The 26,977-nt window shown below is 37.5% G+C and carries 31 protein-coding genes; 27 read left to right on the top strand and 4 right to left on the bottom strand.

Annotated features, from left to right (window positions below):
* Position 1 precedes the first annotated feature (1 nt).
* The 16 genes from sufD to E4O04_RS13515 all read left to right on the top strand — a co-directional run bounded on the left by sufD (position 2) and on the right by E4O04_RS13515 (position 10,441).
* Complete coding sequence (sufD, locus tag E4O04_RS13585) at positions 2 to 1,117, top strand: Fe-S cluster assembly protein SufD (RefSeq protein WP_253708684.1); 1,116 nt, start codon at positions 2 to 4, stop codon at positions 1,115 to 1,117.
* Positions 1,118 to 1,164: 47 nt separating this feature from the next.
* Positions 1,165 to 3,543 (top strand): endopeptidase La, encoded by a 2,379-nt coding sequence (gene lon / locus E4O04_RS13580; RefSeq protein WP_253708681.1) that lies wholly within the window; start codon positions 1,165 to 1,167, stop codon positions 3,541 to 3,543.
* A 100-nt stretch (positions 3,544 to 3,643) separates the two neighbouring features.
* Positions 3,644 to 4,381 (top strand): endonuclease/exonuclease/phosphatase family protein, encoded by a 738-nt coding sequence (locus E4O04_RS13575; RefSeq protein WP_253708679.1) that lies wholly within the window; start codon positions 3,644 to 3,646, stop codon positions 4,379 to 4,381.
* A 231-nt stretch (positions 4,382 to 4,612) separates the two neighbouring features.
* The gene (locus E4O04_RS13570) at positions 4,613 to 4,927 is read left to right on the top strand and encodes a nucleotidyltransferase family protein (protein WP_253708677.1); all 315 of its coding nucleotides are present in this window, start codon (positions 4,613 to 4,615) and stop codon (positions 4,925 to 4,927) included.
* Positions 4,917 to 5,354, top strand: a complete 438-nt coding sequence (locus E4O04_RS13565; RefSeq protein ID WP_253708675.1) for a HEPN domain-containing protein — start codon at positions 4,917 to 4,919, stop codon at positions 5,352 to 5,354. Before E4O04_RS13570 ends, E4O04_RS13565 begins: the two co-directional genes overlap by 11 nt.
* A gap of 189 nt (positions 5,355 to 5,543) precedes the next feature.
* Complete coding sequence (locus E4O04_RS14090) at positions 5,544 to 5,678, top strand: hypothetical protein (RefSeq protein ID WP_256488833.1); 135 nt, start codon at positions 5,544 to 5,546, stop codon at positions 5,676 to 5,678.
* Complete coding sequence (locus E4O04_RS13560; protein WP_371922300.1) at positions 5,656 to 5,826, top strand: type II toxin-antitoxin system RelE/ParE family toxin; 171 nt, start codon at positions 5,656 to 5,658, stop codon at positions 5,824 to 5,826. Before E4O04_RS14090 ends, E4O04_RS13560 begins: the two co-directional genes overlap by 23 nt.
* A 13-nt stretch (positions 5,827 to 5,839) precedes the next feature.
* Positions 5,840 to 6,139 carry a HigA family addiction module antitoxin gene (locus E4O04_RS13555; protein WP_253708673.1) on the top strand — a complete coding sequence of 100 codons (300 nt, stop codon included), beginning with the start codon at positions 5,840 to 5,842 and terminating at the stop codon, positions 6,137 to 6,139.
* A 174-nt stretch (positions 6,140 to 6,313) separates the two neighbouring features.
* Complete coding sequence (locus E4O04_RS13550) at positions 6,314 to 6,562, top strand: AbrB/MazE/SpoVT family DNA-binding domain-containing protein (RefSeq protein ID WP_253708671.1); 249 nt, start codon at positions 6,314 to 6,316, stop codon at positions 6,560 to 6,562.
* Positions 6,559 to 6,969 carry a putative toxin-antitoxin system toxin component, PIN family gene (locus tag E4O04_RS13545; protein WP_253708669.1) on the top strand — a complete coding sequence of 137 codons (411 nt, stop codon included), beginning with the start codon at positions 6,559 to 6,561 and terminating at the stop codon, positions 6,967 to 6,969. The genes E4O04_RS13550 and E4O04_RS13545 overlap by 4 nt, the downstream gene beginning before the upstream one ends.
* A 106-nt stretch (positions 6,970 to 7,075) precedes the next feature.
* Positions 7,076 to 7,396 carry a hypothetical protein gene (locus tag E4O04_RS13540; RefSeq protein WP_253708667.1) on the top strand — a complete coding sequence of 107 codons (321 nt, stop codon included), beginning with the start codon at positions 7,076 to 7,078 and terminating at the stop codon, positions 7,394 to 7,396.
* Positions 7,397 to 7,484: 88 nt separating this feature from the next.
* Positions 7,485 to 7,766 (top strand): type II toxin-antitoxin system RelE/ParE family toxin, encoded by a 282-nt coding sequence (locus tag E4O04_RS13535; RefSeq protein WP_253686731.1) that lies wholly within the window; start codon positions 7,485 to 7,487, stop codon positions 7,764 to 7,766.
* Between the two features lie 9 nt (positions 7,767 to 7,775).
* A complete protein-coding gene (locus tag E4O04_RS13530) occupies positions 7,776 to 8,072 on the top strand; it encodes a HigA family addiction module antitoxin (RefSeq protein WP_253686732.1) in 297 nt (98 codons plus the stop codon).
* A gap of 307 nt (positions 8,073 to 8,379) precedes the next feature.
* A complete protein-coding gene (gene yedF / locus E4O04_RS13525) occupies positions 8,380 to 8,973 on the top strand; it encodes a sulfurtransferase-like selenium metabolism protein YedF (protein ID WP_253708665.1) in 594 nt (197 codons plus the stop codon).
* Between the two features lie 42 nt (positions 8,974 to 9,015).
* Complete coding sequence (locus E4O04_RS13520; RefSeq protein ID WP_253686734.1) at positions 9,016 to 9,303, top strand: putative Se/S carrier protein; 288 nt, start codon at positions 9,016 to 9,018, stop codon at positions 9,301 to 9,303.
* Positions 9,290 to 10,441 carry an aminotransferase class V-fold PLP-dependent enzyme gene (locus E4O04_RS13515; RefSeq protein WP_253686735.1) on the top strand — a complete coding sequence of 384 codons (1,152 nt, stop codon included), beginning with the start codon at positions 9,290 to 9,292 and terminating at the stop codon, positions 10,439 to 10,441. Before E4O04_RS13520 ends, E4O04_RS13515 begins: the two co-directional genes overlap by 14 nt.
* Positions 10,442 to 10,513: 72 nt before the next feature.
* Here the strand turns inward: E4O04_RS13515 and secF are convergent, their stop codons facing one another.
* Genes secF through yajC form a run of 3 tightly spaced genes read right to left on the bottom strand, consistent with a single transcriptional unit; the run spans position 10,514 to position 13,986 of the window.
* Positions 10,514 to 11,755, bottom strand: a complete 1,242-nt coding sequence (gene secF, locus E4O04_RS13510; protein WP_253686736.1) for a protein translocase subunit SecF — start codon at positions 11,753 to 11,755, stop codon at positions 10,514 to 10,516.
* Positions 11,739 to 13,520: a protein translocase subunit SecD gene (gene secD, locus E4O04_RS13505; protein WP_253708662.1), complete on the bottom strand. Its 1,782-nt coding sequence runs from the start codon at positions 13,518 to 13,520 to the stop codon at positions 11,739 to 11,741. Before secD ends, secF begins: the two co-directional genes overlap by 17 nt.
* Positions 13,521 to 13,572: 52 nt before the next feature.
* Positions 13,573 to 13,986 (bottom strand): preprotein translocase subunit YajC, encoded by a 414-nt coding sequence (gene yajC / locus E4O04_RS13500; protein WP_253686738.1) that lies wholly within the window; start codon positions 13,984 to 13,986, stop codon positions 13,573 to 13,575.
* Positions 13,987 to 14,258: 272 nt separating this feature from the next.
* On the opposite strand from yajC, the gene E4O04_RS13495 reads away from it, so the two are divergent.
* Entirely contained in the window at positions 14,259 to 14,654 is a 396-nt protein-coding gene (locus E4O04_RS13495; protein ID WP_253708660.1) for a single-stranded DNA-binding protein, read from the top strand.
* An 88-nt stretch (positions 14,655 to 14,742) separates the two neighbouring features.
* Here E4O04_RS13495 and E4O04_RS13490 read toward each other — a convergent pair whose 3' ends face one another.
* Positions 14,743 to 15,540: an SDR family NAD(P)-dependent oxidoreductase gene (locus E4O04_RS13490; RefSeq protein ID WP_253708657.1), complete on the bottom strand. Its 798-nt coding sequence runs from the start codon at positions 15,538 to 15,540 to the stop codon at positions 14,743 to 14,745.
* A gap of 155 nt (positions 15,541 to 15,695) precedes the next feature.
* On the opposite strand from E4O04_RS13490, the gene E4O04_RS13485 reads away from it, so the two are divergent.
* The 10 genes from E4O04_RS13485 (at position 15,696) to E4O04_RS13440 (ending at position 26,959) form a co-directional block, all read left to right on the top strand.
* Complete coding sequence (locus E4O04_RS13485; protein WP_253708655.1) at positions 15,696 to 16,646, top strand: phosphoribosylaminoimidazolesuccinocarboxamide synthase; 951 nt, start codon at positions 15,696 to 15,698, stop codon at positions 16,644 to 16,646.
* Entirely contained in the window at positions 16,643 to 17,128 is a 486-nt protein-coding gene (purE, locus tag E4O04_RS13480) for a phosphoribosylaminoimidazole carboxylase (protein WP_253686742.1), read from the top strand. The genes E4O04_RS13485 and purE overlap by 4 nt, the downstream gene beginning before the upstream one ends.
* Positions 17,129 to 17,193: 65 nt before the next feature.
* Positions 17,194 to 18,699, top strand: a complete 1,506-nt coding sequence (locus E4O04_RS13475) for a hypothetical protein (RefSeq protein ID WP_253686743.1) — start codon at positions 17,194 to 17,196, stop codon at positions 18,697 to 18,699.
* 30 nt (positions 18,700 to 18,729) lie between these two features.
* Complete coding sequence (mtnK, locus tag E4O04_RS13470; RefSeq protein WP_253708652.1) at positions 18,730 to 19,935, top strand: S-methyl-5-thioribose kinase; 1,206 nt, start codon at positions 18,730 to 18,732, stop codon at positions 19,933 to 19,935.
* Positions 19,935 to 21,035 (top strand): tRNA 2-thiouridine(34) synthase MnmA, encoded by a 1,101-nt coding sequence (mnmA, locus tag E4O04_RS13465; protein WP_253710865.1) that lies wholly within the window; start codon positions 19,935 to 19,937, stop codon positions 21,033 to 21,035. The genes mtnK and mnmA overlap by 1 nt, the downstream gene beginning before the upstream one ends.
* 114 nt (positions 21,036 to 21,149) lie before the next feature.
* A complete protein-coding gene (locus E4O04_RS13460; RefSeq protein ID WP_253686746.1) occupies positions 21,150 to 22,736 on the top strand; it encodes an ABC transporter transmembrane domain-containing protein in 1,587 nt (528 codons plus the stop codon).
* A gap of 84 nt (positions 22,737 to 22,820) precedes the next feature.
* Entirely contained in the window at positions 22,821 to 23,630 is an 810-nt protein-coding gene (gene thiD, locus E4O04_RS13455) for a bifunctional hydroxymethylpyrimidine kinase/phosphomethylpyrimidine kinase (protein ID WP_253708649.1), read from the top strand.
* 188 nt (positions 23,631 to 23,818) lie between these two features.
* Positions 23,819 to 24,751 carry an ABC transporter ATP-binding protein gene (locus tag E4O04_RS13450; RefSeq protein ID WP_253692193.1) on the top strand — a complete coding sequence of 311 codons (933 nt, stop codon included), beginning with the start codon at positions 23,819 to 23,821 and terminating at the stop codon, positions 24,749 to 24,751.
* A complete protein-coding gene (locus E4O04_RS13445) occupies positions 24,751 to 25,806 on the top strand; it encodes an ABC transporter permease (protein ID WP_253708646.1) in 1,056 nt (351 codons plus the stop codon). The genes E4O04_RS13450 and E4O04_RS13445 overlap by 1 nt, the downstream gene beginning before the upstream one ends.
* Positions 25,793 to 26,959 carry an ABC transporter permease gene (locus E4O04_RS13440; protein ID WP_253708643.1) on the top strand — a complete coding sequence of 389 codons (1,167 nt, stop codon included), beginning with the start codon at positions 25,793 to 25,795 and terminating at the stop codon, positions 26,957 to 26,959. The genes E4O04_RS13445 and E4O04_RS13440 overlap by 14 nt, the downstream gene beginning before the upstream one ends.
* Positions 26,960 to 26,977: the final 18 nt, after the last annotated feature.

Below are 26,977 nucleotides of genomic sequence, written 5' to 3'. Positions count from 1 at the left end.
TATGAGTGACAGAACTTATTTTAAACGGCTTGACTATACAAAAGCGGATGTTCCTACAAAGCCTTTTTGCAACTTAAACTGCCGGGCCGAAGATAAAAGTATAGAGCAAATGCCGATTGAGCAATTTTTAAAAACCGCCCCATCGGAAGATATAGAAAACTTCTTTGACTTTACAAAAACAAGGCGCGAAAAAAATTGCGGCCTCGGGGATAATTATGTTCAAGAGGTAAAGGATAAAAGGAATTCGGGTATTTATGTAAGGGTAAAAAAATCGGAAGATAAGGATTATGTTGCTAATGTCCTCATCAATTTTACAATGGATCAGGCTAACAATGTTCTTTATGATCAAAATCTCATTGTAGTTGAAGAAGGAGCAAGGGCCAAAATCTTTTTTTACCATGATGTGAAGGCCTACGACTGCTCAAAGGCCGATATTTTTAGAAACGGCTTATTAAGCGTTGTTGCCGGAAAAAACTCTCAAACGGAATTTATAAAGGTGCAAAATTTGAGCCATTGCGGCATCAACTTTGAAACCGTAAAGCTTTATGCGATGGAGAAGGCTAAAGTTACTCTTTACGATATTCAGCTTGGAGCAAAGATAAACGGAGCGTCAACTTCTACCTATATGCCGGAGGAGTGGGCCGAGGTTCAAATATACCCCCTTTACTTTGCAGATAAGACAAGGCGCATCGACTTGGAGCAAAATTTTATCGTCAACGGAAAAAACTCCCTCGGCGCAATTACCGCAAAAGGAGCCTTAAAAAACAAGGCTCACAAGATGTTCCGGGGCAATATCTTTTTAAACAGGGGCTGCTCAAAGTCCATTGCCCGCTTTTCGGACAACACGATTATGCTGGATAAGACTACCGTCGGCTCTACAATCCCGACCATCTTTTGCGATGAGGATGATGTTATCGGCGAGCACGCTGCGAGCTTTGAGGCCGTAAACAAGGCAAAGCTTTACTACCTTATGACCCGCGGCTTTGACGAGCTGAGTGCCAAAAAACTTATAATCGAAGCCGCCTTTAAACCTGTCTTTAACCGAATTGACGATGAAGCAATCAGAGAAAAGCTTTTGGAAGAGTTTAGGGTGAGCTTGGATGAGATAACGGAATAACTCCTTTTCCGATTGACTTTTTTTTCAAATATTGAGATATTTAGAGAATGAGTGATAAAAAAGAAATTGTTCCGATTGAAAGTTTGCTGCCGCAAAAGCTGAATATTATTCCCTTGAGCGGCAGGCCCATTTTTCCCGGCATTTTTACGCCGCTTTTAATTAATGCACCCGAAGACATAAGATCGATTGAAGATGCTTATGCGGGCGACGGCTTTATAGGGCTTACCCTTCTTAAAAACAATATAGAAAATCCTCAAGCCAAGGACTTGTACAAGGTGGGCTGTGCCGCCAAAATTGTGCGCAAGATAAATCTGCCCGACGGCGGACTCAATGTTTTTATCGCAACGCAAAAGCGCTTTAAGATACGCAAAACGGTCAACGATACAAATCCGATAGTTGTAGCCGTTCAGTATCTGGATGATGAAGAAGAAAAAAGCCACGAGGTGGAAGCTCTTACCCGAGCCCTCATAAGCGAGATGAAGCAGCTTTCCGAAAACAATCCCTTATTCTCCGAAGAGATGCGGCTCAATATGATTAACATTGACCATCCCGGAAAAATAGCCGACTTTATTGCAAGCATCTTAAACATTCAAAAAGAAGACCAGCAAAAAATTCTTGAAACCCTAAACGTAAAAAAGAGGATGGAAGAGGTCTTTGTTCACATTAAAAAAGAACAAGAACTTTTACAGGTTCAGCGCAAGATTCAGGAAGACCTCAACATGCGGGTCGAGAAAAATCAGCGCGACTATTTTTTAAGGGAAGAGCTAAAGTCAATCAAAGAAGAGCTTGGGCTCACATCTGACCCTAAGACCAATGAAGAAGAAAATTTTGCAAAGAGGATAGAAGAATTTCAGTTTACGGGCGAGGTAAAAGAGGTGGTGGATTCCGAGTTCGAAAAGTTTAAGATGCTCGATCCCTATTCCTCCGAATACATAGTTACCCGCAATTACTTGGAAACCATTCTTTCCCTTCCGTGGAAGAATTCTGAGCCGGAGGAATACGATATTGCAAAGGCTCAAAAGATTTTAAATAAGGATCACTACGGGCTTGAAGACGTAAAGACCCGAATAATAGAATACCTTTCAGTACGCAAACTTAAAAAAGACACCAAGGGTTCTATCATCCTTTTACTCGGCCCGCCCGGCGTAGGTAAAACGAGTGTCGGAATGTCTATCGCCCGTGCCATGTCGAAGCCCTTCTTTAGGTTTTCGGTCGGAGGCATGAGGGATGAGGCCGAAATAAAGGGACACCGAAGAACCTACATCGGTGCCATGCCCGGTAAAATCCTTCAGGGCTTAAAGATAGTAAAAACCAATTCTCCGGTCTTTATGATTGACGAGGTCGATAAGATGGGGCAAAGCTATCAGGGCGACCCCTCAAGTGCCCTCCTTGAAGTTTTAGATCCCGAGCAAAATATAAACTTTAGAGATCACTATTTGGATTTGCCCTTTGACCTTTCCAACATAGTTTTTATCCTCACGGCTAACACCCTCGATTCCATTCCACGTCCTCTTTTGGACAGGGCCGAGGTAATAAAGCTTTCGGGCTACATCGATGCCGAAAAGGTACAGATAGCAAAAAAACACCTTATTCCGAAGAGTCTTGAAAAGCACGGCCTCAAAAAAAATCAGGCGGTCTACAGTCAGGAGATGCTCCTTTATATTGCCAACTCTTATGCGAGGGAAGCCGGAGTGCGCAACTTTGAAAAGAAGCTTGATAAGATTCACCGCAAGGTCGCAACCGAAATTGTAAACGGTAAAAGAAAGGAAGACGAAAAGCTGACAGTAACAAAAGCCGATATTGAAAAGATGCTCGGCAAGGTTATATTTCGCGATGACGATATCAAAAAGGCCGATGTTCCCGGTACCTCGATTGGTCTTGCTTGGACTTCGATGGGAGGAGATACTCTTTTGATAGAAACGGCATCGATGGCCGGAAAGGGAGGCTTTAAACTTACGGGCCAGGCCGGAAACGTTATGAAAGAATCTGCCGGTATAGCTCTTTCTTGGACAAGAATGTTTGCCGTAAAACATAAGATAAAAAATGCCGACTGGTTCGACAAAAATATAATTCACCTTCACCTACCCGAAGGGGCGACTCCCAAGGACGGACCTTCCGCAGGTATCACCATGGCCACGGCTCTTTTATCTCTTTTTTCGGGTAAAACAATCAAGCCGAAACTTGCAATGACGGGAGAGCTTTCACTCACCGGCCAAGTCCTTGCCATAGGCGGCCTAAAAGAAAAAACCATAGCCGCCCGCCGCAACGGAATAAAGGACGTCATCATTCCGCAGGCTAACACAAGGGACTTGGACGAAATCCCCGACCATATTAAAAAGGGCATAAGCTTCCACCCCGTAAGGCATGTCGAAGAAGTCTTGGAAATAGCCTTTAAGGGAGCCTTGACGAAGAAGAGGAAGAGGTAGGGGAAGACTTTAATTATACTCAAAACAGATTAGATGCTTGGGGAGTAAATTTTTTTAAGGTATAGTACGAGAGCAGACATACTTTCATGGAGACCAAATAATGAAGATAATAACATGGAATTGTTGTGAGAATATTGCCAATAAATATAAATACATAGCTCAATTTGATTCAGATATTTTGGTTATTCCTGAGTCTGGTAATAATCAAAAGCTTGAAGAGTATAATTATAACCATTGGGAAGGTTTATCAGATTCAAAAGGAATAGGTATTTATAGTAAGTATGAAATAAAAATAATTGCTGATAATAAAATAAATAAATATAACAATATTAGACTTGATGAATTTATTCCGTTTATATCGAATGATCAATTTTTTATTGCTGTTTGGACAAAAGGTGATCGTAATAGTGTGTTGGATTATACCGGGCAACTTTATTTTTATCTCGAAATGAATAGAGATTTTTTGGATAAAAAGCCAATAATACTTGGCGATTTTAATAGTAACACTAAATGGGATGATCAAAAATATGATGCATGGTGGAAACACTCAGATTTAGTAAGAGTGCTTAATCAAAAAAATATATATAGCATTTATCATTATAATAATAAAATCGAACATGGAAAAGAAATGGAATATACAAGTTATCATCTATACAATAGGCTGAGACCAAACCATATAGACTATATTTTCGCTCCAATTGAGTATATAGATAAAACAAAAGCATTTACAATTATTCCTTGGGATATGATTAAAGATTTAAAAATAGATAAACATATAAGTGACCATTGTCCAATATTTTGGGAATATGAAGATTCTCTAACACCCGCTTCAACCTGACATTCAGGACAAGCCCGTTTGCATGGAATAAAGTTTTGTTATAGTATCTACATTTGGATAAGTAAAAATAAATTTTTATCTAAAGACTTTAAAACTCCTTTGGACGGTCATAGTAATTATAATAATTATTTATTGATGAGAACGAAACTTTAGCCTTTTATAGTAAAAATTTATTTAATTTATATACAAAAATAGGGTGTTGTGATATAATAAAGTTGTTAGGAGTAAAAGATGATAACAGATGAAATCCGTACTATTGCCGAACGGATTCAAAAAATCGTAAACCCACAAAAAATATACCTTTTTGGTTCTTTTGCACGAAATGAAGAAAAGGATGATAGTGACTATGATTTTTATCTTGTAATGTCAGATTCTGTTACAGACAGACTCTCAGTTTCTCAGGAGGCTTACCGTTCTTTGCGTGGTTTGAAGCGCCGTTCAGTCGATATAGTTGTCGGCTCGGTTTCGGGTTTTGAAGAAAGAAAAACCCGAAAGACGCTTGAAAATATTGTGCACCGTGAGGGCGTAGTATTGTATGAAAAATGAAATTGACGTAAAAGAATGGATTCGTTATGCTGATATGGATGTTCTTGCTGCAAATCATCTAAATGGAATTCAGTATCCAAAGCCGCTTGAGATAATTTGTTATCATTGCCGGCAGGCTGCAGAAAAAATGCTAAAGGCACTAATTATTGCCTATGACGGAGAGTTGCAAAAAACTCATGATTTAGGTTTACTTACAGATGAACTTTCAGAGTTTGTAACTTTTTCCGAAAATATTTTGAATTCGGTTGATGCGCTTACACCTTATGGCGTAAAAATCCGTTACCCCCAAGAATTAAATATAGAAGAATCACATGTTGCAAAAGCTATTTCAGATATGAAGACAGTTTATGATTTTGTGAAAAATAAAATGGAAGAACTTAAACTATCTCCACCGGTAGAAGAATTGAATAAAGAAAATAGTGTCTAATACCCGCTTTAACGCTGACAACATGGTCAAGCCGCAAATGTTAGGTTAAGCGAATGTTATGCTCACACGCCGGATGCGTGGTAATTTAAGAAGTTATAAATAAAAAATATTTAATAATGAATATATTATTGGTACTTTCAAAATATATAGCTACTTAACAGATATATCTTAATAACAGATAATATAATTATGATTAAATCATTTGCAGATTCAGAAACAGAAAAAATATGGAAGGGTAACAAATCATCTAAGCTCCCGCCTGAAATACATAAGAGAGCTTTCGCCAAATTATTGATAATTAATTCAGCTGAAAAAAGAAGATGATTTAAGAATACCTCCGGGAAATAAATTTGAGCATCTTCTTGGAGGTTTAAAAGATTATTGTTCTATAAGAATAAATAAACAGTGGAGAATACAGTTTAAGTTTTTAAACAATGAAGCTTATGAAGTACAAATTGTGGATTACCACTAAATGGAGGGTCGCCATGGATAAAAGATTTGAATTACCGACAGTAGGTGAAATTTTAGTAGAAGAGTTCCTCAAGCCTTTAAATATTACTCCTTATAGACTTGCAAAAGATTTAGGTGTTTCTTCCAGTTCAATTTTGGATTTAGTACACGGAAAAAGAAAAATAACTGTTGAAATGTCTTTAAGGTTTTCTAAATATTTTGGAACGACTTCCAAGTTCTGGCTTAATATGCAGAATGAATTGGATTTAAGAGAAGCAGAACAAAAACTCGTAAATGATTTGGAGAAAATCCCAAGATGTAAACAGATAGCATAACACCCGCTTTAACGCTGGCAACATGGACAAGCCGCAAATGCAGGTTAAGCGAATGTTAGGTTAACAAGCTAAACGCTTGCCGGGAGATAAAAATATTAAATATTTAATAAAAGTTATTGACAGCAAGTACCTAATTTTATTATAGTATAAGTAAGGAAAGTAAGGAGGTGTTTTATGGAACTTGCAAAAGTAACTTCAAAAGGTCAGATTACAATTCCTATTACGATAAGAAATCTGCTTGGGTTAAAAACCGGTGATAAAGTTTTTTTTAAGGAGAATAGAGGAAAGGTTTATATTACGAACGCGTCTCAAATAAGTTTGTCAAATATTCAAGCTCAAATGCAAGGAGAAGCAGAAAAAGCAGGCTTTCAAACAGAAGATGATGTTATTACTTATATCAAGGAATTAAGGAAAGCGCGTTGAGAGTTTTCGTAGATACAAATATCGTTATTTCTGCGATACTTTTTCCTAATGGTAAAACAGCTAGAGTTTTTTCCCATTTGCTTTCAAAGCATACGGTGATAATTTCTTCGTACACAAGGGAAGAATGCGAAGAAGTTTTTGAAAAGAAATTTCCGTTGAAAAAAGAACTGTTGAGTGTTTTTTTTGATGGAATTAGTTATGAAGAATTTAAAAGTTCTGAGAAAATTGATGAAGATCACTATCCAAAAATTCGGGACATAAAAGATTTACCGATTCTTGTATCTGCAATTTTATCTGATTCCGATATTTTGATTACCGGAGACAAAGATTTTGAAGATCTAAAAATTGATAAGCCATTAATTTTTACGCCAACAAAATATTTTGACTTGATTGAAGAAATAACCTAACACTCGCTTCAACGCTGACAACTAGGACAAATCCGTTTGTAGGTTAAGCGAATGTTATGCTCACAAACCATAGTCTTAGTATGAAAGGAAGGTATTAAAACTGGAATTGAGAGAAATAGAAAATATTGCCAAAGAAAATTATTCCGCTGCTAAGCTTCAAAATAAATGGTATGAATGCGTAAATTTTGCTTTTTATTTATTAGATAAAAAAATTGAATCTAAAAACATATATATTTTGGCAGGCTTAAATTCAGATGATTATGATAATATAAATAAATATTTTCTTGCTGTCATTGATGAACTTAAAATATTTAAAATAAATGAAAATATTAACTATAATTTTTTGTGCTATTTAAGTAGAAAAATTCATAATGATGAAATTGAAGCGATATATGCGCTTACAATAAAAAAAGAAATAATGTTATAGCGACAGGCAGCGGTAGTATGCAGCTTTTCACTGCTTACTAAACTATTATCTGCTTGACATATACACGCAAAACGTATATAATATGACTATGATAAAGAGTTTTGCGGATAAAGATACGGAACTTATCTACAATCAAAAGTTTTCTAGACGGCTTCCTACTACAATACAGAAAGTTGCCTTGCGTAAACTGATGATGTTGGATAACGCAAAATGTCTGGAAGATTTACGAATGCCGCCTAGCAATCATCTGGAACTTCTTGTTGGAAACAGAAAAGGTCAGCATTCAATCCGTATAAATAACCAATGGCGTGTCTGTTTTACCGAAAAAGACGGGCATTATTATGATGTAGAAATTGTGGATTACCACTAGGAGCAAACTATGTCTGATTATATTGAAACACCTACAATGGGAGAAATCCTTAATGAAGAATTTTTCATTCCTCTTGGTCTTTCTGCCTATAAAGTTGCAAAAGAAATAAATGTTCCAACTTCCCGAATTCAGGATATTCTCCATAACCGCAGGAGAATTACCGTAGATACATCTTTGCGTCTTGCAAAATTTTTCGGAATGTCCGACGGATATTTTATGTCATTGCAGAATGACATAGATATTCGGAATGCCAAATTGGAACTTGCTCCCCAGCTGGAAGAAATAAAGACTTATGTGTATGCGTAAAAAAATGCCGTCAGAGCAATAATATAAATAGTATTCTTGAACTTGAAAAACAGGGTATTTTGCAATACAGGGAACTTATTCAAGGATATTATAGAATTGTATATGAAATTTTAAGTGATGCTGCAATAATACATACAATTATTGACGGTAGAAGAAATTTTGAGGATATCATCATTTCAAAATTATCCCGCTATTATGAAAGTAAAATATAAGTTTCTAATTCAACTTTTCCCTAACCCTCATTCATTGACTAATTATAATCATTTATGATAATATATCTAAAAATTTAATATATTGTGAGGTCATTATGATAGAAGTAAATGCTATGGGACAGGCTTGTCCTATTCCCGTTATTATGGCAAAAAAGGCTGTAAGAGAAAATACGGGGAAAGAAAATATTTTGGTTAAGGTGGATAATGAGGTTGCAACTCAAAACCTTTCGAAGATGGCAGCTCAGCTCGGTATAGGGGTTGAAGTAAACAAGACAAATGAAAAAGAGTTTACCGTTCTTTTAAAGGCCGCGGAGGGTGTAAGTTTAAATCCTGTTGCGGTGCCTCAAACTTCAAGCGGTGAATATGCCGTTGTTATAAACTCGGATCAGATGGGATCGGGAGATGAAGGCTTCGGAAAAAAACTTTTAGAAGGCTTTATCTATGCTCTCACAGAACAGGATGTGCTTCCCAAGTTCGTTATCTGTTATAATTCGGGAGTAAGGCTTACAACAGAAAACGAAAAAACCGTAAACGACCTAAAGGCTCTTGCTTCTCAAGGCTGTGAGGTTCTTTCTTGCGGACTATGTCTTGACTTTTACGGGCTTAAAGAAAAGCTTCAGGTCGGTTCTCCCACAAATATGTACCGCATCACCGAAATTATGCGTACCCATTTTGTAGTGCGTCCCTAAGCTTCAAATTATAATTTAAGAAGATATCGAGGTTAAAAGATTTTGAAAACCTACGGCATTTTTTCGTTTTCGTCTTCTCATCATGCGATAGCGGCTGAAGCCGTAACTTCAGGCGGAAGAGCCTCGGAGGACGGGGGGCTGACTGAGGCGAGGCTTATTCCGCTGCCGCCTGAGATTTCTGCGGGCTGCGGACTTGTTCTAAGGGTAAATGAAGGCGGAATAAAAGAAGCCGCTCGCCTCCTAGCCGAGGCCGAGATTCCCTACACGGGAACCTATCTATTAAAAACAGAAAAAGGTGAGAGGATTGTGGAAAAATATGATCTATCTTGACAATAGTGCAACCACTCTTCAAAAGCCCGAAAGCGTGGCTCAAGAAGTTTTTCGCGGGCTTGCTTCAAACAAGTTCGGGAATCCGGGCAGAGGAGCTCACTCTTCGGCCCATGCAGCCCTCACGGAGCTTTTTAAAACAAGGCAGACCCTTGCAAGGCTTTTTAACATAAAAAAAACCTTAAATGTTGCCTTCTGCCAAAATGCTACTTCCGCCTTAAACCTTGTAATAAAAAGCTTATTTTTAGGCAAAGAAAAGGATACCCACATCATAACCACCGCCCTTGAGCATAACTCGGTTTTGCGCCCCCTTTATCAGCTTGAAAAAGAAGGGGCTCACCTTTCGGTTATTCCCATCGAAGAAGGCTTTTTGCGTTATGATCTAATCGAAAAAGAAATCGAAGAGCACACCAAGGCGATTATAGTAAACCACTGCTCAAACGTCATAGGCTCAATCTGTGATTTGGACCGGGTTCATTCCATATGCAAAAAACACGGACTAATCATGATTGTGGATGCTTCTCAAAGTGCGGGGACTATTCCTATAGATGTTTCAAAATACGGGCAAAGTATCTTTTGCTTTACGGGGCATAAGGGGCTTTACGGGCCTCAAGGGACGGGCGGAATTGTCGTAAACGGCGCCTTCGATTTTGCTCCCGTCTTTTCGGGGGGAAGCGGGGTTCATTCTTTTGATAAGGCTCACCCTTCCGAAATGCCAGACATCTTTGAAGCCGGAACCATGAATGTTCCCTCCTTTATGGGCTTAAATGCCGGCGCCTCCTATGTTTTAAAAACAGGCATTGATTCCATTCAAAAAAAATTGGCCGATTTGAAATTAAGCTTTATCGAAGAAATAAAAAACATTCCCAATATCAAAATATACGGAACCCCTTGGAGCGAAAAAACGGGGCCTGTTGTAGGCCTAAACATAGGCTCCATCCCGTCGGGCGAAATAAGCCGCCTCCTCGATGAGGATTACGGTATTGCAAGCCGCCCGGGAGCCCACTGTGCTCCCTTGGTACACAAGGCTTTGGGCACCGAAGAGCAGGGCATAGTACGATTCAGCTTTTCTTCGTTTAATACCTTTGAAGAAATCAAGCAAGCTGCCGAGGCCTTAAAAGAAATAGCCGGCAAGTCATAAAAAAAGCGGCCGATTTTAAAATCGGCCGCTTGCTTAAAATCTTTTAATAAATATTAAGAATTATTTATCCGTTTAGATAACTGCTCCTGAAAGCTCGCCTGGGGCCTTTTTGCCTCTGGTAATCATCTCTCCGGCTTTTTTACCCTTTGACGTTGCAGCGATAAAATATGATGCAATATAAATTGACGAATAGGTACCGCTTATAAGACCTACAATTAGGGCTAAGGCAAAGTCCTTCATGGCATCGGTTGTAAACACATAAAGAGCTACAACTGCAACCATTGTCGTCATTGTTGTAATAATTGTTCTGGTAAATACTTCAGTTAAAGCCTTATCCAAAACTTCGTTACATTCAAGCCTTGGCTCAAGATGAATCTTTTCACGGATACGGTCAAAGATAACGATTGTATCGTTTATCGAGTAACCGATAATCGTAAGGATTGCAGCTATGGTCGTCGAATTAAATTCCATCTGAGTCCATGAGATGAACATAACCATTACCATTGTATCGTGAAGCAGGGCTAAGATAGCAGCTACAGAAAAATTCCACTGGAAGCGGAACATTGCATAAACAAAGATTAAGACCAAGGCACCGCCCACAAGTAAAATTGCCTGTTTGGCCAATGAAGAAGAAAAGCGCGAACCTACAAAGTCTGTTCCCATAACTGCAATGTTTTCAGTGCCGTAGGCAGCATTTAAAGCAGAGGTTATAATTGAGCGCAGCTCTTTGTTTGCATTTTCGTATTTTCCGTCATCTGCTAGTCTTATCTGAAAATACCTGTCTTCAGGTGTTCCCAATTGCTGAACTGAAACCGAAGGAATGGAAGAAAGAGCGTGGCGCACCTCATCAGTGCTTATTGGTTTAAGATTTTTATCCAAATAATGGAGTCTAAAAATTTCTTGAGAAAGACGGGGTGAGGATTCCGAATCCGTAAACAAGTCTTTGAGCAGTGTGTTTGCAGATGCATTTATTTTAACCTTTAGACCTTCGATAGAAGCAATACCGTCAGCAAAGTCTTTAAGAGTCGGATTATCGGCAAACTTAAATACGTAAGATTTGTTTTCTGCATCCAGAGATGTGGTCGTAATTGAAATGTCGGATATACCTTGTGAAAAGGAAACTGTTAAAGGCCCTTCATAGGAAAGCTCTACTGCCGTAGGTGCAATCTTGATCTTTTCAATAAAACCGGCCTGAAAGTCAATACCAAAATTTATTCCTTTGGTGAAATAGCCTATAATTCCAAAGGTCATAAGCCCTATACTGATAATTACGCCCGGAACAAAAAATTTTGAAAAACTAATTACTTTTTTCATTTTCTAACTTCCTCCAGCTGATATGAATCTTATTTAATTTTAGAGTTTGAGTTCCGAAGTCGAATATTAAGCGCGAAACAAACAAGGCGGTAAATACTGAAGAAACAACGCCTATAGCTAAGCTGTATGCAAAGCCCTTTATCGGTCCTGTTCCTAGGATGGATAAGAAGAAGGCTGCAATAAATGTTGTAATGTTGGAGTCCATAATTGCAGAAAATGCATGTTCAAATCCTGCATTTATAGCGGCTTCCCTTGTTTTACCGAGTTTAAGTTCTTCTTTTATTCTTTCAAAAACAACAACGTTAGCGTCAACAGCCATACCTATGGTCAAAATCATACCGGCAATGCTGGGCAAGGTAAGAGTTAGGTTAAAGGCTGAAAGAATACTGAACATTATATAAAGGTTTAAAATTTGGGCAATACAAGCGTTGATACCCGCTTCTTTATAGAATACAAGCATGAAGATCAAAACGGCTATTAAGCCCCACTGTAAGGCCATAATACCTTCGTTAATCTTTTCGTCTCCTAAGCTGGCTCCTACAACCTGCTGTGTTTCAAGCTGGAGAGGAACATTTAGCCATGCAGTTCTTAAAACCGTTTTAAGGTTATTTGCCTCTGTTGCAGACATTCCGCTTATACTTCCTGCTCCTCCCGTTATAGGTTCTTTGAGGTTGGGGGCAGACTTTATCTTATTGTCCGAAACTATGGCGAGTCTTTTTCCGACATTGTTTGCCGTCAATTCTGCAAATATCTTTGCTCCTTCGGCATCAAGTGAGAAGTTTACTAAAGGATTATTGGATCTTTGATCTGCTGAGGTGTCTACGCTTACAAGATGCTTTCCTTCAAGACCTGCCTGTTTTTTTACAACTAGGAAGGGCTCTCTGTCGTCTCTTTCGTCTATGCCGTAGGCATCTTTATGATATACGCCCAGAACCATGCAGTCCTCAGGGATAATTCCGGGGTTTAAAAGATTGTATTCTGCATCAAAGGTTTTTCCCGGATTGTTTCGGTAGTACTCTCTAAAGGCCTGTGTTGCCTCATCATCCACTATATGAAAAGCCAAAATACCGCGTCCCATGATAATGGAGTTTATCTTATCTGCATCGGCCGCTCCCGGCATTTCAATATAGATTCGATCATCTCCTTGGCGTCTAATTACAGGGTCTGTAAGGCCGAACTTGTCTATTCGGCTTCTGAGGGTGTCCATGGCTAAAGTCATGGCGGCCTTCTTTGAGTCGGCTATGGTCTCGCTGCTTGCTCCGTCTGCAGAAATAGCTGCATCCAAGTCGGCTTTGATAATAACCAGCATACCGCCTGAAAGGTCAAGTCCTAATTTTACGGCATTTGTTTGATATTTTTTTATACCTAAAATCGAATCCCTATACGCAGTTTCTAAGATAGGCTGGGCTACAGGAATGAACTTTTCCTTTGAGGAAAGCTTAAAACTTGCTGCCACATCTTGAGCTGTCCATTGAGAGGGAATTTCCATACCTAAGGCCTTTCTACGGGCCTTAGCTTCTTTAATGATAGGATCATATTTTTCCGAAAGAGGCTCTGTTGAATTTGAAGCAGCCATTTCTATAAGTTTGTCCACATCAGCTCTTGCCATGTTTTCGGAATAATCTTTAATCTTTTCTCTTGATGCCAAGGCTAATGCCTTATCTTCTTGATTTGTCCAAAAATACCATTTAAGGGTAGGGTGTAAGAAAACAAAGCACAAGGCAATGACAAGAAGAACAACGATAAATCTAAATCTTTTGCTCATTATTTATCTCCCTTTGCGGTTCTAAGTTTAAAATTTAAAACCGCAAATTGTTTTATTTTGATTCGTTTTGTGAGGCGCTATCGTTGCTTTCGGAGTCATTTGATTTTTTTCCGAATAAAGATCTTTTCTTTTCTCCTTCCCCGCCGAAATCGGGCTTGGGAGGCTCATCTTTTAAAACGGCTCCTACTGCAGAACGGTTAATTTCGATTTTGCAGTTATCATCAACTTTTATGATAATGGTCTTTTCTTTTGTAGAACTCACAACACCATGAATACCGCCGATAGTGATTATCTTATCTCCCTTTTGAAGCTGAGAGATCATTCTTTCTGTTTTTTGCTGTTCTTTTTTTTGCGGGCGTATAAGCAAAAAATAAAAAATAACGAAAACCAAGAGCATTGGTATTAAAAAACCGAAGGAGCCGAAACCGCCCGGAGCTGCTCCTTGTAATAAAGGCATAAAATTCATAAAACCCATCCTTTTTAAAGTAATTTAAAATATAAATATAGTGAAACACAATACCATATTTTTACATATTCAGTCAATAAGAGGTAAACTTTTAAAAAATAGTTTTTTTTATGTTGAATTTTATAAAACTTTTTTTCTGAAATTTTACTAAAAATTGCGTTTACAAGCCTATAATTAGTTGAAAGCAAGGGAGCGGCGCCGCCTTAAGCTTTAGTAAAATTCTTGAACAAGTGTTCAAATTAAAGTTATTTTTTGATTTTTGGAGGTATGAAATGAAATCATTAAACTCGCTAATTATTGAAGGAAACATGGTTCGGGAACCTGTTTTAAAAACTACGGCAAATGGGACTGCCTTATGTACCTTTGCTATTGCTTCAAACCGAAACTACAAAAAAGATAATGAATTTGTGCAGGAAACTTCATATTTTGATGTAGAAACATGGGCAAGTCTTGCAAAATTATGCGAACAAAACGGGGCTAAGGGCAGGGGAGTCCGTGTTGTCGGCAGAATTAAGCAGGACAGGTGGGTTGGTACGGATGGGAAAAATTACAGCAAGGTAAAGGTCGTTGCAGAACATGTAGAATTTAAGCCCGTCTTTAAAAATTCGGGCGATAAGGCTGCGGCAAGAGAGGAGGTGCTTATTGAAGAAAAAGTAATGACATTTTAAATAATTGTGCTATCAGGGCCTAAAACGATTTCTTTACCTAAAAGCTGCTTTACAGGTTATTCACTCATCGGGCCTTGATAGCACCTTATTAGGCATATAGCTTTTTTACTATAAAAAGGCCTAATCTGCGGGGTAAAATTCTATACAAAAGCAGCAAGAAGGCGTAAGTCCAATCATAAGGATAAAAAAATCCGATTTTCCGCTTTTCGGCGAGGGAGACAACGAATTTTCCTAATCTTTCGGGGTTCATTCCTTTTTGCTCGTCCTTTTCCATTTTGGAAACGCTTTTTGAGATTCTCCCATCATAAATATCGTCTCCGGCATTTGATTTGTCCCTCGCAGCCGTGAAGGGGGTAGCAACGTCTCCGGGCATTATCAAGGCACAGTCTACACCGAAGGGTTGAAGTTCCGCTCTAAAAGCTTCTAAGAGTTTTCCTAAAGCAGCCTTCGATGCCGAATAAAAGGCCTGAAAGGGGATGGCAATTTCTCCTGCTATAGAGGTGATCACAAATATCTTTCCGAAAGACTGAGGTCTCATATACGAGGCTGCAGCCCTTATAAATAAAAAAGCACCGAAAAAATTTACATCCATCTGTCTTTTTGCATCTTCGAGACTTGTAAATTCCACAGCTCCCGAAATGCCGAATCCTGAGGCACAGACGGCTAAATCAATCCTTCCTTCCTTTTCCCAAATATCGGCAAAGGCCCTTGTCAGTTTTTCTTCATCCGTAATATCAAGTGAAATATGCTTAACTTTATCTTCCTGCAAGCTTAAAAATTCTCTGCGGCTCATGGTGTATACAAAATAATTTTTTAGAACCAAGGCCTTTGTAATCTCAAGGCCTATACCGCTTGAGCCTCCGCTTACCACCGCTATTTTTTTCACAACTATATCCTCTTTTATTTAATTGAAGTCTGCCTCATTATAGGTAAAAATATAATTTTCTTCTATCGGAAAAATTGTAAATTGTGCGGATACTTGAAAATTTATAAATCTTCATATATACTTGGCGGGTAAAAATTTATCCTAAGGAGTTTAAAATGATTTCACGAAATGCAGCTTTTAGAGAATCTAATTTACCTCTTCCTTCAAAACAAACCGGAAAGGTCAGGGACTGGTATTCACCTGAAGCAGGCAAGCGCTTGATTGTAACAACCGATAGAATTTCTGCCTTTGACAGGGTTTTAACAGCTCTTCCGTATAAGGGGCAGGTTTTAAACCAGCTTTCTCTTTGGTGGTTTGAAAATACCAAGGATATAATCAAAAATCACATAATTTCTTGTCCGGATCCTAACTGCATTCTCGTAACGGAGGTTAAGCCCCTTCCCATAGAGGTAATAGTGAGGGGATACATTACGGGTGTAACTTCAACGGCTCTATGGTATAGGTATTCCTTAGGCGAAAGAAACATTTACGGGTACGATTTTCCTGAAGGCTTGACAAAAAATCAGGCTCTTCCTAAACCGATTATTACACCCACTACAAAGGGCGGTCCCACGGGTCACGATGAAAGGCTTACCTGCGATGAGGTAGTTTCGCAGGGCTATCTGTCAAAAGAGCAGTGGAACTCTGTGCAAAAGGCAGCTCTTGCCCTTTTTGAGCGCGGCCAAAAAAGTGCAAAAGAAGCAGGCTTAATTTTGGTTGATACAAAATACGAATTCGGTGTAGATAAGGATAATAATATTCTTTTGATAGATGAGGTTCATACCCCGGATTCTTCACGCTATTGGAAGCTCGACACTTATGAGCAAAGACTAAAGGAAGGTAAGGAGCCCGAAAACTTCGATAAGGAATTTGTAAGAATGGCCTACGCCGCAAAGGGCTACCGAGGCGACGGCGAAATACCGGAACTTGATGAAGATGTCTGGAACGAGGCTATTCAGCTTTATATTACGGCCTACGAAAAGTTGACAAAATCGAAATTTGTTCCGGGAGAATATCCGGCCGAAGAGCGCATAGCAAAAAACTTAAAAAAGGCAGGTCTGATGTGAAACCTCTCGTAATAATACTTATGGGCTCGTCCTCGGATATGAGCCATGCAGAAAAAATAGCCTCAGAGTTAAAGGTTTTTGGAATAGAGTATGCTATAAGAATCGGCTCGGCTCATAAAACGGCAGAGCATGTTGTTTCTATGCTAAAAGAATATGAGGCTCTCGATAGGCCGAAACTATATATTACAATTGCCGGAAGAAGCAATGCTCTTTCAGGTTTTGTGGACGGCTTTGTAAAGGGTGCGACAATTGCCTGTCCTCCTTCTTCCGACAGCTTTGCAGGGGCAGACATTTATTCTTCTCTTAGGATGCCATCAGGCATTTCTCCTGCCCTGGTGTTGGAGCCTAAAAATGCCGCCCTCCTCGCTGCAAGAATCTTTTCGCTTTACGATAAGGAAATAGCAGGCGCAGTCAGATCTTATATGGAATCAAATGCTCAAAAAATAATTGAAGATGATTCCAAACTAAAATTAACAAACTAAAATTAAAATCAAGGCAGTTTTATATGTACTATAAGACTGCCTAAATAATATTATGGTGGAATAAAATGCACAAACGATTTTTTTTAACGGCTGCACTATGCTGCCTTTTTGTAACTAATCTTTATACTCAAAACACTGATGAAAAACTCGAAGCCGGTAAGCCGGTTGCTGTTACGGCTTATAAGATTGAAAGTGTTGAATACATCATAAAAGGTTTTACTAAGGTGAAACCCCTATCGGCTAAAGTTCCTGTGGATACAAATCGAGTGTTTACCTCTAAAGAAGAATTTGATTTATATATAGCAGAACTGAATTCGGAATTCACTAATATGAGGACAATAGAGTCCCATGAAATTACTTTCGATTTTTTGGAGTCTCAAAATAATATTACTCCTGTAAAGCTTAAAATATATGTTAAAGATACATGGAATATCATAGCCTTGCCTTATCCGAGCTTTGATTCGAACAAAGGGCTTGAGTTTAAAATTAAGTTAAAAGATTTTAATTTTTTAGGTTCTCTTGAGCCTCTTACAATGGACTTAATATATAACCGTAACAATGATGGAAAATCTTCTTTTTCACTAGGATCAAATTTTGCTCTGCCCTTTTATATTAATCCGGTGAAGCTTCTTTGGAGCACTAATGCAGGAATGAATATAGATCAGGATAAAAATTTCGGATTTAACTTTGGTACTGGGCTAAATGCTTCATATAAACCGGGTGTTGATTGGATTACTTTAACGGCAGGTATAACTCAGGGTATAAATGTTTATGCATCTCCGTCAGAAAAAAATTATTATCTTACAAACGGTTTTTATACATCTTTGTCTTTTGACATATATAAAAATCAGACCTTAGGTACAATCACATGGACTCCTTCTTTTGGTATAAACGGTAATTGGAAGTTCACAAAAATTATCGATGAGAATAGAAAAGGATTAAATATTAATTGGGCCCATAGTTTTGATATGGGAAGAGTGAACTGGATAAATAATTTCCGGCAGGGTTTTAATTTAGATTTAAGCAATACGTATACTTATAATACATATAGAAAGGGAAATGTAGATGTTTCTTTTGAACTCGAAACAAAGGGCTTTTATTCTTTCTTGGATAGGGTAGGACTGTACGGCCGGCTTGATTTCCATTATAACCTATTTACTAAAAAGTCAAACAGGGGCGGAGAAATTTTGCGCGGTATTTTAAATAAACGGATTTCTACAGATACGGCTATTAGTTTTAACTTTGACGTACCTGTAAAAATCGGAGTTTTTAAATGGGAAGAAATTACCGGAATTGAATGGACCCGCTTTTTCGGATTTGAGTTACATATATCTCCATTTTTAGATATGGCCTTGGTACATGATACCGAATCAAACACTTATTATAATCCTAAATACGGCTGGTATTCGGGCGGTTTAGAAATAATAATGTATCCGATAAAAATGAGAAGTATTTATGCGCGTATAAGCTATGGGCATGATCTAAGAGAAATAAAAAATAGAAAAGGCTATGCAAAGCGTGACGGCGGGCCCGTTTCCGAAATTTTTATCGGTATAGGTCTTCATTATTAAAAAAAAGTATTCCTAAAATATGGAGGCAGAATGCGGTTTAGTTCCCATTATAAAATGGAAGGCGATGATATCATCGATTATGTCTTTGAGCACAGCAATTTTTTCGATGCAAATGAAAATTTAGTTTATGAAGAAATAGGAGACGGCAATATAAACTACGTCTACCGAATTTTCGAAAAGGGCACAAAAAAATCCCTTATTTTAAAACAAGCCGATGTTCAAACGAGGGTGCGCCCCGACGGATATTTAAATCCGGATAGAAGCGCACGGGAAGCCGGAGTTTTAAAACTGTATAATGAATGTGCTCCAGATTTTTCGCCGAAAGTAATTTATGCCGATCCCGTGATGGCCGCAATCATAATGGAGGACATAGGTTCTTATTCCAATTTAAGAAAGGAGCTGATGGCCGGTAAAATATTTTACGGACTCGAAAAATTAATTGCAGGTTTTATTGTAGACACATCCCTACCCTCTACCGATTTAGGTTTGGGCTATCAAAAAAAATGTCAAGCAGCTTTTAAATTTTATAATCCCGATCTTTGTAAGATTACTCAAGACTTAGTCTTTACTCATCCCTATAAGGGTGTGAGGGGAAGAAATATTTTCCTGCCCGAAAATGCCGATTGGCTTAAAAAAAAGTTTTATGAAGACTCAAAGCTCATTGCAAAAGTTGCGGCCTTAAAAGAAAAATTCAATAATTACCCGCAAGGGCTTATTCATGGGGATTTACATTCCGGTTCTATCTTTGTAAAAATCGAAAATGAAAAAACAAAGATAAAAATAATCGATCCTGAATTCGCATTTTACGGACCGATAGCCTATGACCTTGGAAATGTGCTTGCTCATTTTATATTCGCTGAAGGGTATGCAAAGTACTCGTTTATCTTTGATGATGAAAATAAAAAGGCTTCATTTTTACTTTGGATTGAAAATGCAAAAAAAGATCTGCTTAAATTCTTTTCTATTTTTGCAAAAGAATTTCTTATTAAGAATATAAAAGACCCGATGTATAAAAATGAAATTTTTATTGACGATTATATCGAAAAAATAAAAATAGATGCAGTTTCTTTTTGCGGTACCGAATTAAACAGACGGATAATCGGTTCTGCAAAAACGCCTGAAATTACCGGTATAAAACAGATAGAAAACCGCATCCTCCTCGAAAGAGAATTAGCTGAGGCGGGATGTGCCATGATTTTAAACCCCGAAGAAATTTTAAGAGGGATTAAAGCTTGATGAAGGTGCTTGCCGGTTTAAGCGGAGGCGTTGATTCCGCCGTTGCAGCAAAACTATTAATCGATCAGGGCTATGAGGTTACAGGAGTTACGATGAAGCTTCTGCCGAAACTATCCGGCATTTATAAGGAGCAGACCGATGATATTGAAGATGCAAAAAAAGTTGCCGCAAAACTCGGTATAAAACACATGGTGTACGATATGCGTGAAACTTTTAAAACTGCAATCATCGACTATTTTGTTGAAGAGTACAAAGAAGGAAGAACGCCGAATCCCTGCTTTATATGCAACAGCAAAATTAAATTCGGCCTTTTTTTGGAGCAAGCCTTAAAGGACGGCTTTGATAAGATTGCAACAGGCCATTATGCAAAAATAGAAAAAACCGAAATTGAAGGCGAGGAAAGATTTTTACTAAAACAGGCTAAAGACAGCCAAAAAGATCAAAGCTACTTTTTAGCTCTTCTTAATCAAAAGCAGCTTTCCCGTTCTATTTTTCCGTTGGGAGATTTTACAAAAGAAAAAGTGAGATGTATGGCCGAAGAGGCGGGGCTTATAAATGCTCACCGCCCCGACAGCCAAGACATCTGCTTTGTTCCCGATGATGATTACACGAGGGTAATAAATGCCCTTGCAAAAGATTCTTTTAAAGAAGGCAAATTTGTAGACACGCAAGGAAAAGAAATAGGCAGGCACAAGGGCCTTCAATATTACACGATAGGCCAAAGGCGCGGGCTTGCTATCGCGATGGGCTATCCCGTCTATGTCGTAAAAAAAGATGCACAAACAAACACTGTTACTGTAGGTAAGGACGAAGAACTCTTTGCCGAAAGCCTCATCGCTTCAAATGTAAATATAATCTCAAAAAAACTAATATATAAGGAAATAGATATCGAGGTAAAAACACGCTACCGCCAACAAAAGAAAAAAGCAAAATTAATTCCGCTAAAAACTGAAGATCTTAAACCTACAGGAAAATTTAAGGTAGAATTTCTAGAGCCCGAAAAAGCCGTCGCCGAAGGACAGGCCGCAGTTTTTTATGACAGGGATTATATTATCGGCGGCGGCATAATAGAATCGGTAAAGAGACCGGGAATACTTTAAAAAAGACTTGACCGCATATATATATTGTATAATAAGTAAGGAGTTATGATAAACAACTCGGCAGAAATTCTGCCTCATTGTTTATTCGGCGAGTTTTTATAGGAGAAACTGTTCATGTTGTATAAAAAATGTTATTTTAAATTACATGCTAAAATTGTTTTGCTTTCCATTATTCCGCTTGCATGTTCTGCGGCGATTCCTTTGCTCTTAGGACAAATAATAGATAGTTTAAGCAAGGGGTTTTCACCCGAAGTATTTAGAACAATAACAATTTGTTTTATCGTTATCTTTGTTCAAAAAATTTTTAATTTTATTTGGAACTATAATTTTAATACGGCAAAAAATATTGTTGCCGCCTCCGAGACCGAAATTCTTTTTGACGAGTTTTTAAGTGCAAAGTCTAATTTGGCAGGTACCTTTAATAACGAAAAACTTTTAAACCGTATCGCAAATGAACCTTATAAATTAGGCTCTCTTTATGGGATAAGTCCCGTAATGCTTGTCAACAACATTATGATGTTTGTATTGGCTTCCGGTGTTCTTTTATATTTAAATTGGCAGCTTTTACTTTTAACCTCTCTTTTTATTCCGCTGATTTATCTTATAGGCTGCTTTGTAAGAAAAAACATTATAAAGTATTCGAAAGAAAGTTCTTTAACTTCCGAAAAATTTCTTTTACACTTAGGCGAAGCCTTAAAGGGTTTTTCGGATATAAAAATTTTTTCTGCCGAAAAGAAAATAAAAACCTCCTTAACGAAGGTAAGAAGAGATATGCTGACAGTGGAAAAATCGGAAGAGTTTTATCAGAGGCTTTATAGGGATATAAACGGATTTTTATACACATCCTTGCCTCTTATAAATTTGGTTGCCGGTTTTATATTAATGAAATACGGTAAAATCACATTGGGTTCTACAATTTCATTTTATATGTATGTCGGGCATTTTATCGAACCCGTACAAAACCTTGCCGACTTGCGTATGGCAATTTTAAATTCAAATGAAAAAAAGAAACTGGTTGATGAGATAAAAAAGGAATTTGCCGCAGATTTGGCAGGGCATGATAAGGCTGTCGATTTTAATTCACTTTTATTAAAGGATATAAAACATTCGTTTGAAAGTAAGGACATCAACATTAAAACCGATATAGATATTTCTACTTCGGGATTTTACGGCATTTCCGCCCCCTCCGGATTGGGTAAAAGTACAGCCTTAAAAATTCTTTCAGGTCTTTTATATTCCGAAACGGCCGGCCTGTATATTGGAGGGAAGGAAGTGAAAAGCTTAGACCCTGATTCTCTTAACGGAAATATTTTTTACATAAACGATAAGTCGATAATTTTTCAAGGTACTGTTAAAGAAAATGCTGAACTTACGGAAAATGCAAATATTACAAAAGAAGTCTTTGATTCTATTTTTGATGAAAGCGATAATCTTTCTCTTGAAACAGAATTGGAAACTGAAGGAGCAAATATTTCGTTAGGCCAAAAGCAAAGGGTTGTTTTATTAAGACTTTTTGCCCTTAAAGAAGAACCTAAAATCATCATATTGGATGAAGCTCTTTCGGGTCTTGATGAGCTAAGGGAAAGGCGGACTATTGAAACCTTGCGTAAGGCATTCCCTCATTCAATTATTCTTTTTATAACTCACCGCAAAAAATCCTTTGCTCTCTGCGATAAGGTTTTTGAATTTAAAGAAAGTTAATTGAATTTTTTAACCGCAAGACAAAGTTCAAAAAAAATGATATAATCCCAGCATATAGAAGATAAACTATTAGGAGATTGACATATGATAAAACTTGCAACAATTGCCGGATCGGATGCTTCCGGAGGAGCCGGTTTAGAGGCCGACTTAAAAACTTTTCAGGAATACGGTGTATACGGAATGGCGGCCGTTACGGTAATTGCAACAATGAATCCCGACAAGGAATGGGGACATGAAGTTTTCCCCCTTGATGAGAAGACAATAAGAGCCCAGCTTGAAACAATTTTTAAGGGCATAGGTGTAAACGCCGCTAAAACGGGAATGCTTGCAACAAACTATGCAGTTGAACTTTCTGCCGAATATCTCAAAAAATATAATGTCGAAAACTATGTTCTCGACCCCGTAATGGTTTGTAAGGGCGGAGACCTTGCTTTAAACCCTGAACTTAACAATCTCATCATCGAAAAACTTTTACCTTTGGCAAAACTGATTACGCCGAACCTCTTTGAAGCCGGACAAATTGCCAAAATGCCGACGCCTTCTACAATCGAAGAAATAAAAGAAGCCTGTAAAATTATTCACGGAATGGGCGTTCCCTATGTCTTTATTAAGGGAGGAGCCAAGCTGGAAGGCGAGCAGTCGGCTGTAGATATTTTTTATGATGGAGAACAATTCCTAAAAGTGGAAGGCGGTCTTATCGACACAAAGTGGACACATGGAGCAGGCTGCACAACAGCCGCAGCTATTGCTGCAGGTCTGGGTGTCGGCCTTGAACCGTATGAAGCCGTAAGACGAGCAAAGAAATTTATTACATTGAGTCTCCAAAACGGATTCCAACTTAATAAATGGGTAGGCCCCGGTAATCCTGCCGCATGGCGAAAGAGCTTTAATTAATTATTAAGAACTATAATGAGCCGTTTTTTAAGATAACTTAGAAAACGGCTTTTTAAATTTATCTTCAATAAAGACATCAATCATCAATTTAATATGACAAATGTCATATTTAAACCTCAAAAAAAATGACAATTTTTACTTTTAAAATTCTAAAAATAAGGTATAATCTATATTTATAGGGGGTAATTATGATTTTAACGGTAAAAAATCTTGTAAAAAGGTACAACGAAAAAACGGCACTTGATCATTTTAACATGGAAGTTAAAGAAGGTGAAATTCTCGGTCTTTTGGGGCCGAACGGATGCGGAAAAACTACAGCCATAAACTGTATGCTTTCTCTTTTAAAACACGGGAAGGGCGAAATCAATATTTTCGGTGAAGAGATGAAGCCCAATGCCCTCCATATCAAAAAAAGGATAGGCCTTGTTCCTCAAGAGGTTTCGGTTTTCTATAATTTTACCGTAAGACAAAATATAGATTATTTTTGCGGCCTTTATGTAAGCAATGCTGCGGAGAGAAAAAAGCTGGTCGATGAGGCGATCGATTTTGTAGGCTTAAATAATTATGCTTCTTTCCGTGCAAAAAAACTTTCAGGGGGGCTTTTGCGCCGCCTTAACATTGCCTGCGGCATAGCTCATAGGCCTGAGCTGATTTTTTTGGATGAGCCTACAGTTGCCGTCGATGCTCAAAGCCGCAACTTCATTCTTTCAGGAATAAAGGAACTTGCAAAAAAAGGAAGTACCATTGTGTACACTACCCATTATCTTGAAGAGGTAGAAGAGCTTTGCGACAGAATCATCATAATGGATGAAGGACGAGATATTGCGAACGGAACTTTGGAAGAATTGCACAAGCTGATCCGCACAAGTGAAAAAATGGTTGTCGAATTTGTCGAAACTAAGGATAACCTCCAGGAAGATCTAAAAAAAATCCCTCACGTTTTGGAAGTTAGCAAAAACGGAAACGAATTTTTAATCAGTTTTGAAAATTCGATTAACAACTTAAATGAACTTATCTTATTTATAAACAATAACAACTTGGCTTATACCAAGTTATATTCGGAATTACCCAGTTTAAACGACATTTTCTTGGAGCTTACGGGAAAGGAGTTAAGAGACTGATGAAATTCTTTTTACGCGAAATAAAATATTATGGCATAGATATGCTTCATTCTTTAGACGGAATGTTTTGGACTCTTATATATCCTATTCTCCTGTCCTCACTTTTTTTTGCAGTATTTTCCGCCGTGGGTAATTATGATACGGATAAGATAGCAATAGGTATCGAAAAAAATAATCCCATTTACCATACTCTTCAATTTACAGGAATGTTCAATACAAGCATAATAGACGAAAGTGATGCAAACGAGATGCTCCGTACAAAAAAAATAAAGGCCTTTGTTGAAACCGATCAATCTTTAAGGCTAAGCGAAGACGGATTATCTCAGACAATAACAAAAACGGTTATAGATCAAATAAAACAAATTGAAGCTTTAGAGATTCCAATCAATTCTTTTGAACACGGTAACAATTATATAGAAAGTAAAAATGAAAAAATGAGTTTGATGATTATCTTGTTCTATTCTCTTTTAGCAATGGTTTCGCTTTATACAATGTTCGGCTCACTGGATATTGCCGTAAAAATCCAAGGGAATATTTCAAAGCTTGGCTCAAGAATCTGTACAACGCCTATTAAGCGCTTTTATTCTTATCTTGCAGGAATTGTATTTTATCTCACTTTTAATCTTACGGCCAATCTCATATATATTTCCTTTGTGCTCTTTGTTTTAAAGATACCCTTTATTACCGATCTTAAGATTACTCTTTTACTCTTGGTTTATGCAAATATTTTTGGATCAGCAGCCGGCTTATTTATAGGTTCTACTTCTATAGGAGATATCCGATCGAAAAGTATGATCTGTGTTTTTGCAAGTCTATTTTTAGCCTTTCTATCAGGAATGATGAACCCTGAAATAAAAATATCGCTTGAAAATGCAATACCTATTTTAGGAACGGTAAATCCTATAGCGATTTTTACAACCAATCTTTACAATATAAATATTTTGGGAGAATATAATGCAATATCCAAATTTTTTATCGTCTACACAATAGGTATTATCATTTTTTTATCGCTTTCATTTATTAATTCAAGGAAGGTGCAATATGACAGTTTATAAAAACTTTTTAAGATTGGTTTGGACAAGAAAAGTGAGTACCATGATTTATGTTGTTATCTTTTTGTTTATAAGTTTTATGACATTAAAATCTCAAAACTCTCAGGTAAGCGAATTTGCAGAAACTCCTCTAACCGTAAACATAATTGACCGGGACGGCTCTGAACTATCAAAGCATTTAATCTCTTATTTACAGTCAAAACATAATGTTTCTATCATAGGCGAAAAAAACAAGACTAATGAAGAAATTTTACGGGAACTTAAAAAAGACATTTCCTTGCAGAGAATACATGCGGGGCTTATAATAAATGAAAACATGGAAGAAAATGTGATGAAAGGTAAACAGTCCGTAATAAGTTTTAAAGATGACAGAAAAAAATCCGGCTTTTATATAGATCTTCAGGTGAACATGTATTTGGCTTTTGCCGCAAGCGTAAAAAAAGCTCAAGGAAATTTTGATTTTCAAAAAATAGAAGATGCTTTGAAAGTAAACACAAAGGTGAATAAGGTTAATTTTCAAAAAAACATTTCGGTAAATATTTGGTTTAAAATCTTTTTTAACTTTTTGGGCTGGATAGTTTTTTCGGTTATTCTTAATTCGGTAGGCTGGGCAATGTTCGAGCTTAATAATGAGCGCTTAAAGATGAGGAATAATATCTCGCCCCTTTCTACCTTGCGCTTTGTTTGTGAAAACTTTTTGGCTCAATTAACTGTAGTAGTTGCAATTCTTTCAATTTTAATAGGCTTTGCCGTTATTACAAATATAACAAGACTTGATAACATTCCTCTTCTATTCTATATATTTAATGCTTTAATTTATACGGCTGTTATTTTGAGCCTCACCTTTATGTTTAATTCTTTTTTAAAGAAGGGTTCGGTTATGGGGATAGTTGGTTCAGTTCTTCCTCTCTCCCTGGCTTTTATTTCCGGAGTCTTTGTGGAGCAGGAATTGCTTCCCGATTTTATTGTAAATATCTCCCGGCTTTTCCCGACATATTATTACATAAGCGCAAACGAATTTACTCAAGTTAATTTATCGATTGACTGGAAAAGCATCGGAATGCTCTTTTTATTCCTATTTCTTTATTTTACGATAGGAACTTACTTTTCAAAATTAGGAAGGTCTCAAAGAAGAATAGAATTTAGCCAGCAATAAAGAAAGCCGATAAGATTT

Source organism: Treponema sp. OMZ 799, from assembly GCF_024181365.1.
GTDB lineage: Bacteria > Spirochaetota > Spirochaetia > Treponematales > Treponemataceae > Treponema_B.
This window is presented reverse-complemented; position numbering and strand designations above follow the sequence as displayed.

Coding starts and splice junctions, on each gene's coding strand:
- sufD (WP_253708684.1), top strand. CDS start 2: ATGAGTGACAGAACTTATTTTAAACGGCTTGACTATACAAAAGCGGAT.
- lon (WP_253708681.1), top strand. CDS start 1,165: ATGAGTGATAAAAAAGAAATTGTTCCGATTGAAAGTTTGCTGCCGCAA.
- E4O04_RS13575 (WP_253708679.1), top strand. CDS start 3,644: ATGAAGATAATAACATGGAATTGTTGTGAGAATATTGCCAATAAATAT.
- E4O04_RS13570 (WP_253708677.1), top strand. CDS start 4,613: ATGATAACAGATGAAATCCGTACTATTGCCGAACGGATTCAAAAAATC.
- E4O04_RS13565 (WP_253708675.1), top strand. CDS start 4,917: ATGAAAAATGAAATTGACGTAAAAGAATGGATTCGTTATGCTGATATG.
- E4O04_RS14090 (WP_256488833.1), top strand. CDS start 5,544: ATGATTAAATCATTTGCAGATTCAGAAACAGAAAAAATATGGAAGGGT.
- E4O04_RS13555 (WP_253708673.1), top strand. CDS start 5,840: ATGGATAAAAGATTTGAATTACCGACAGTAGGTGAAATTTTAGTAGAA.
- E4O04_RS13550 (WP_253708671.1), top strand. CDS start 6,314: ATGGAACTTGCAAAAGTAACTTCAAAAGGTCAGATTACAATTCCTATT.
- E4O04_RS13535 (WP_253686731.1), top strand. CDS start 7,485: ATGATAAAGAGTTTTGCGGATAAAGATACGGAACTTATCTACAATCAA.
- E4O04_RS13530 (WP_253686732.1), top strand. CDS start 7,776: ATGTCTGATTATATTGAAACACCTACAATGGGAGAAATCCTTAATGAA.
- yedF (WP_253708665.1), top strand. CDS start 8,380: ATGATAGAAGTAAATGCTATGGGACAGGCTTGTCCTATTCCCGTTATT.
- E4O04_RS13515 (WP_253686735.1), top strand. CDS start 9,290: ATGATCTATCTTGACAATAGTGCAACCACTCTTCAAAAGCCCGAAAGC.
- secF (WP_253686736.1), bottom strand. CDS start 11,755: ATGAAAAAAGTAATTAGTTTTTCAAAATTTTTTGTTCCGGGCGTAATT.
- secD (WP_253708662.1), bottom strand. CDS start 13,520: ATGAGCAAAAGATTTAGATTTATCGTTGTTCTTCTTGTCATTGCCTTG.
- yajC (WP_253686738.1), bottom strand. CDS start 13,986: ATGAATTTTATGCCTTTATTACAAGGAGCAGCTCCGGGCGGTTTCGGC.
- E4O04_RS13495 (WP_253708660.1), top strand. CDS start 14,259: ATGAAATCATTAAACTCGCTAATTATTGAAGGAAACATGGTTCGGGAA.
- E4O04_RS13485 (WP_253708655.1), top strand. CDS start 15,696: ATGATTTCACGAAATGCAGCTTTTAGAGAATCTAATTTACCTCTTCCT.
- E4O04_RS13475 (WP_253686743.1), top strand. CDS start 17,194: ATGCACAAACGATTTTTTTTAACGGCTGCACTATGCTGCCTTTTTGTA.
- mtnK (WP_253708652.1), top strand. CDS start 18,730: ATGCGGTTTAGTTCCCATTATAAAATGGAAGGCGATGATATCATCGAT.
- mnmA (WP_253710865.1), top strand. CDS start 19,935: ATGAAGGTGCTTGCCGGTTTAAGCGGAGGCGTTGATTCCGCCGTTGCA.
- E4O04_RS13460 (WP_253686746.1), top strand. CDS start 21,150: ATGTTGTATAAAAAATGTTATTTTAAATTACATGCTAAAATTGTTTTG.
- thiD (WP_253708649.1), top strand. CDS start 22,821: ATGATAAAACTTGCAACAATTGCCGGATCGGATGCTTCCGGAGGAGCC.
- E4O04_RS13450 (WP_253692193.1), top strand. CDS start 23,819: ATGATTTTAACGGTAAAAAATCTTGTAAAAAGGTACAACGAAAAAACG.
- E4O04_RS13445 (WP_253708646.1), top strand. CDS start 24,751: ATGAAATTCTTTTTACGCGAAATAAAATATTATGGCATAGATATGCTT.
- E4O04_RS13440 (WP_253708643.1), top strand. CDS start 25,793: ATGACAGTTTATAAAAACTTTTTAAGATTGGTTTGGACAAGAAAAGTG.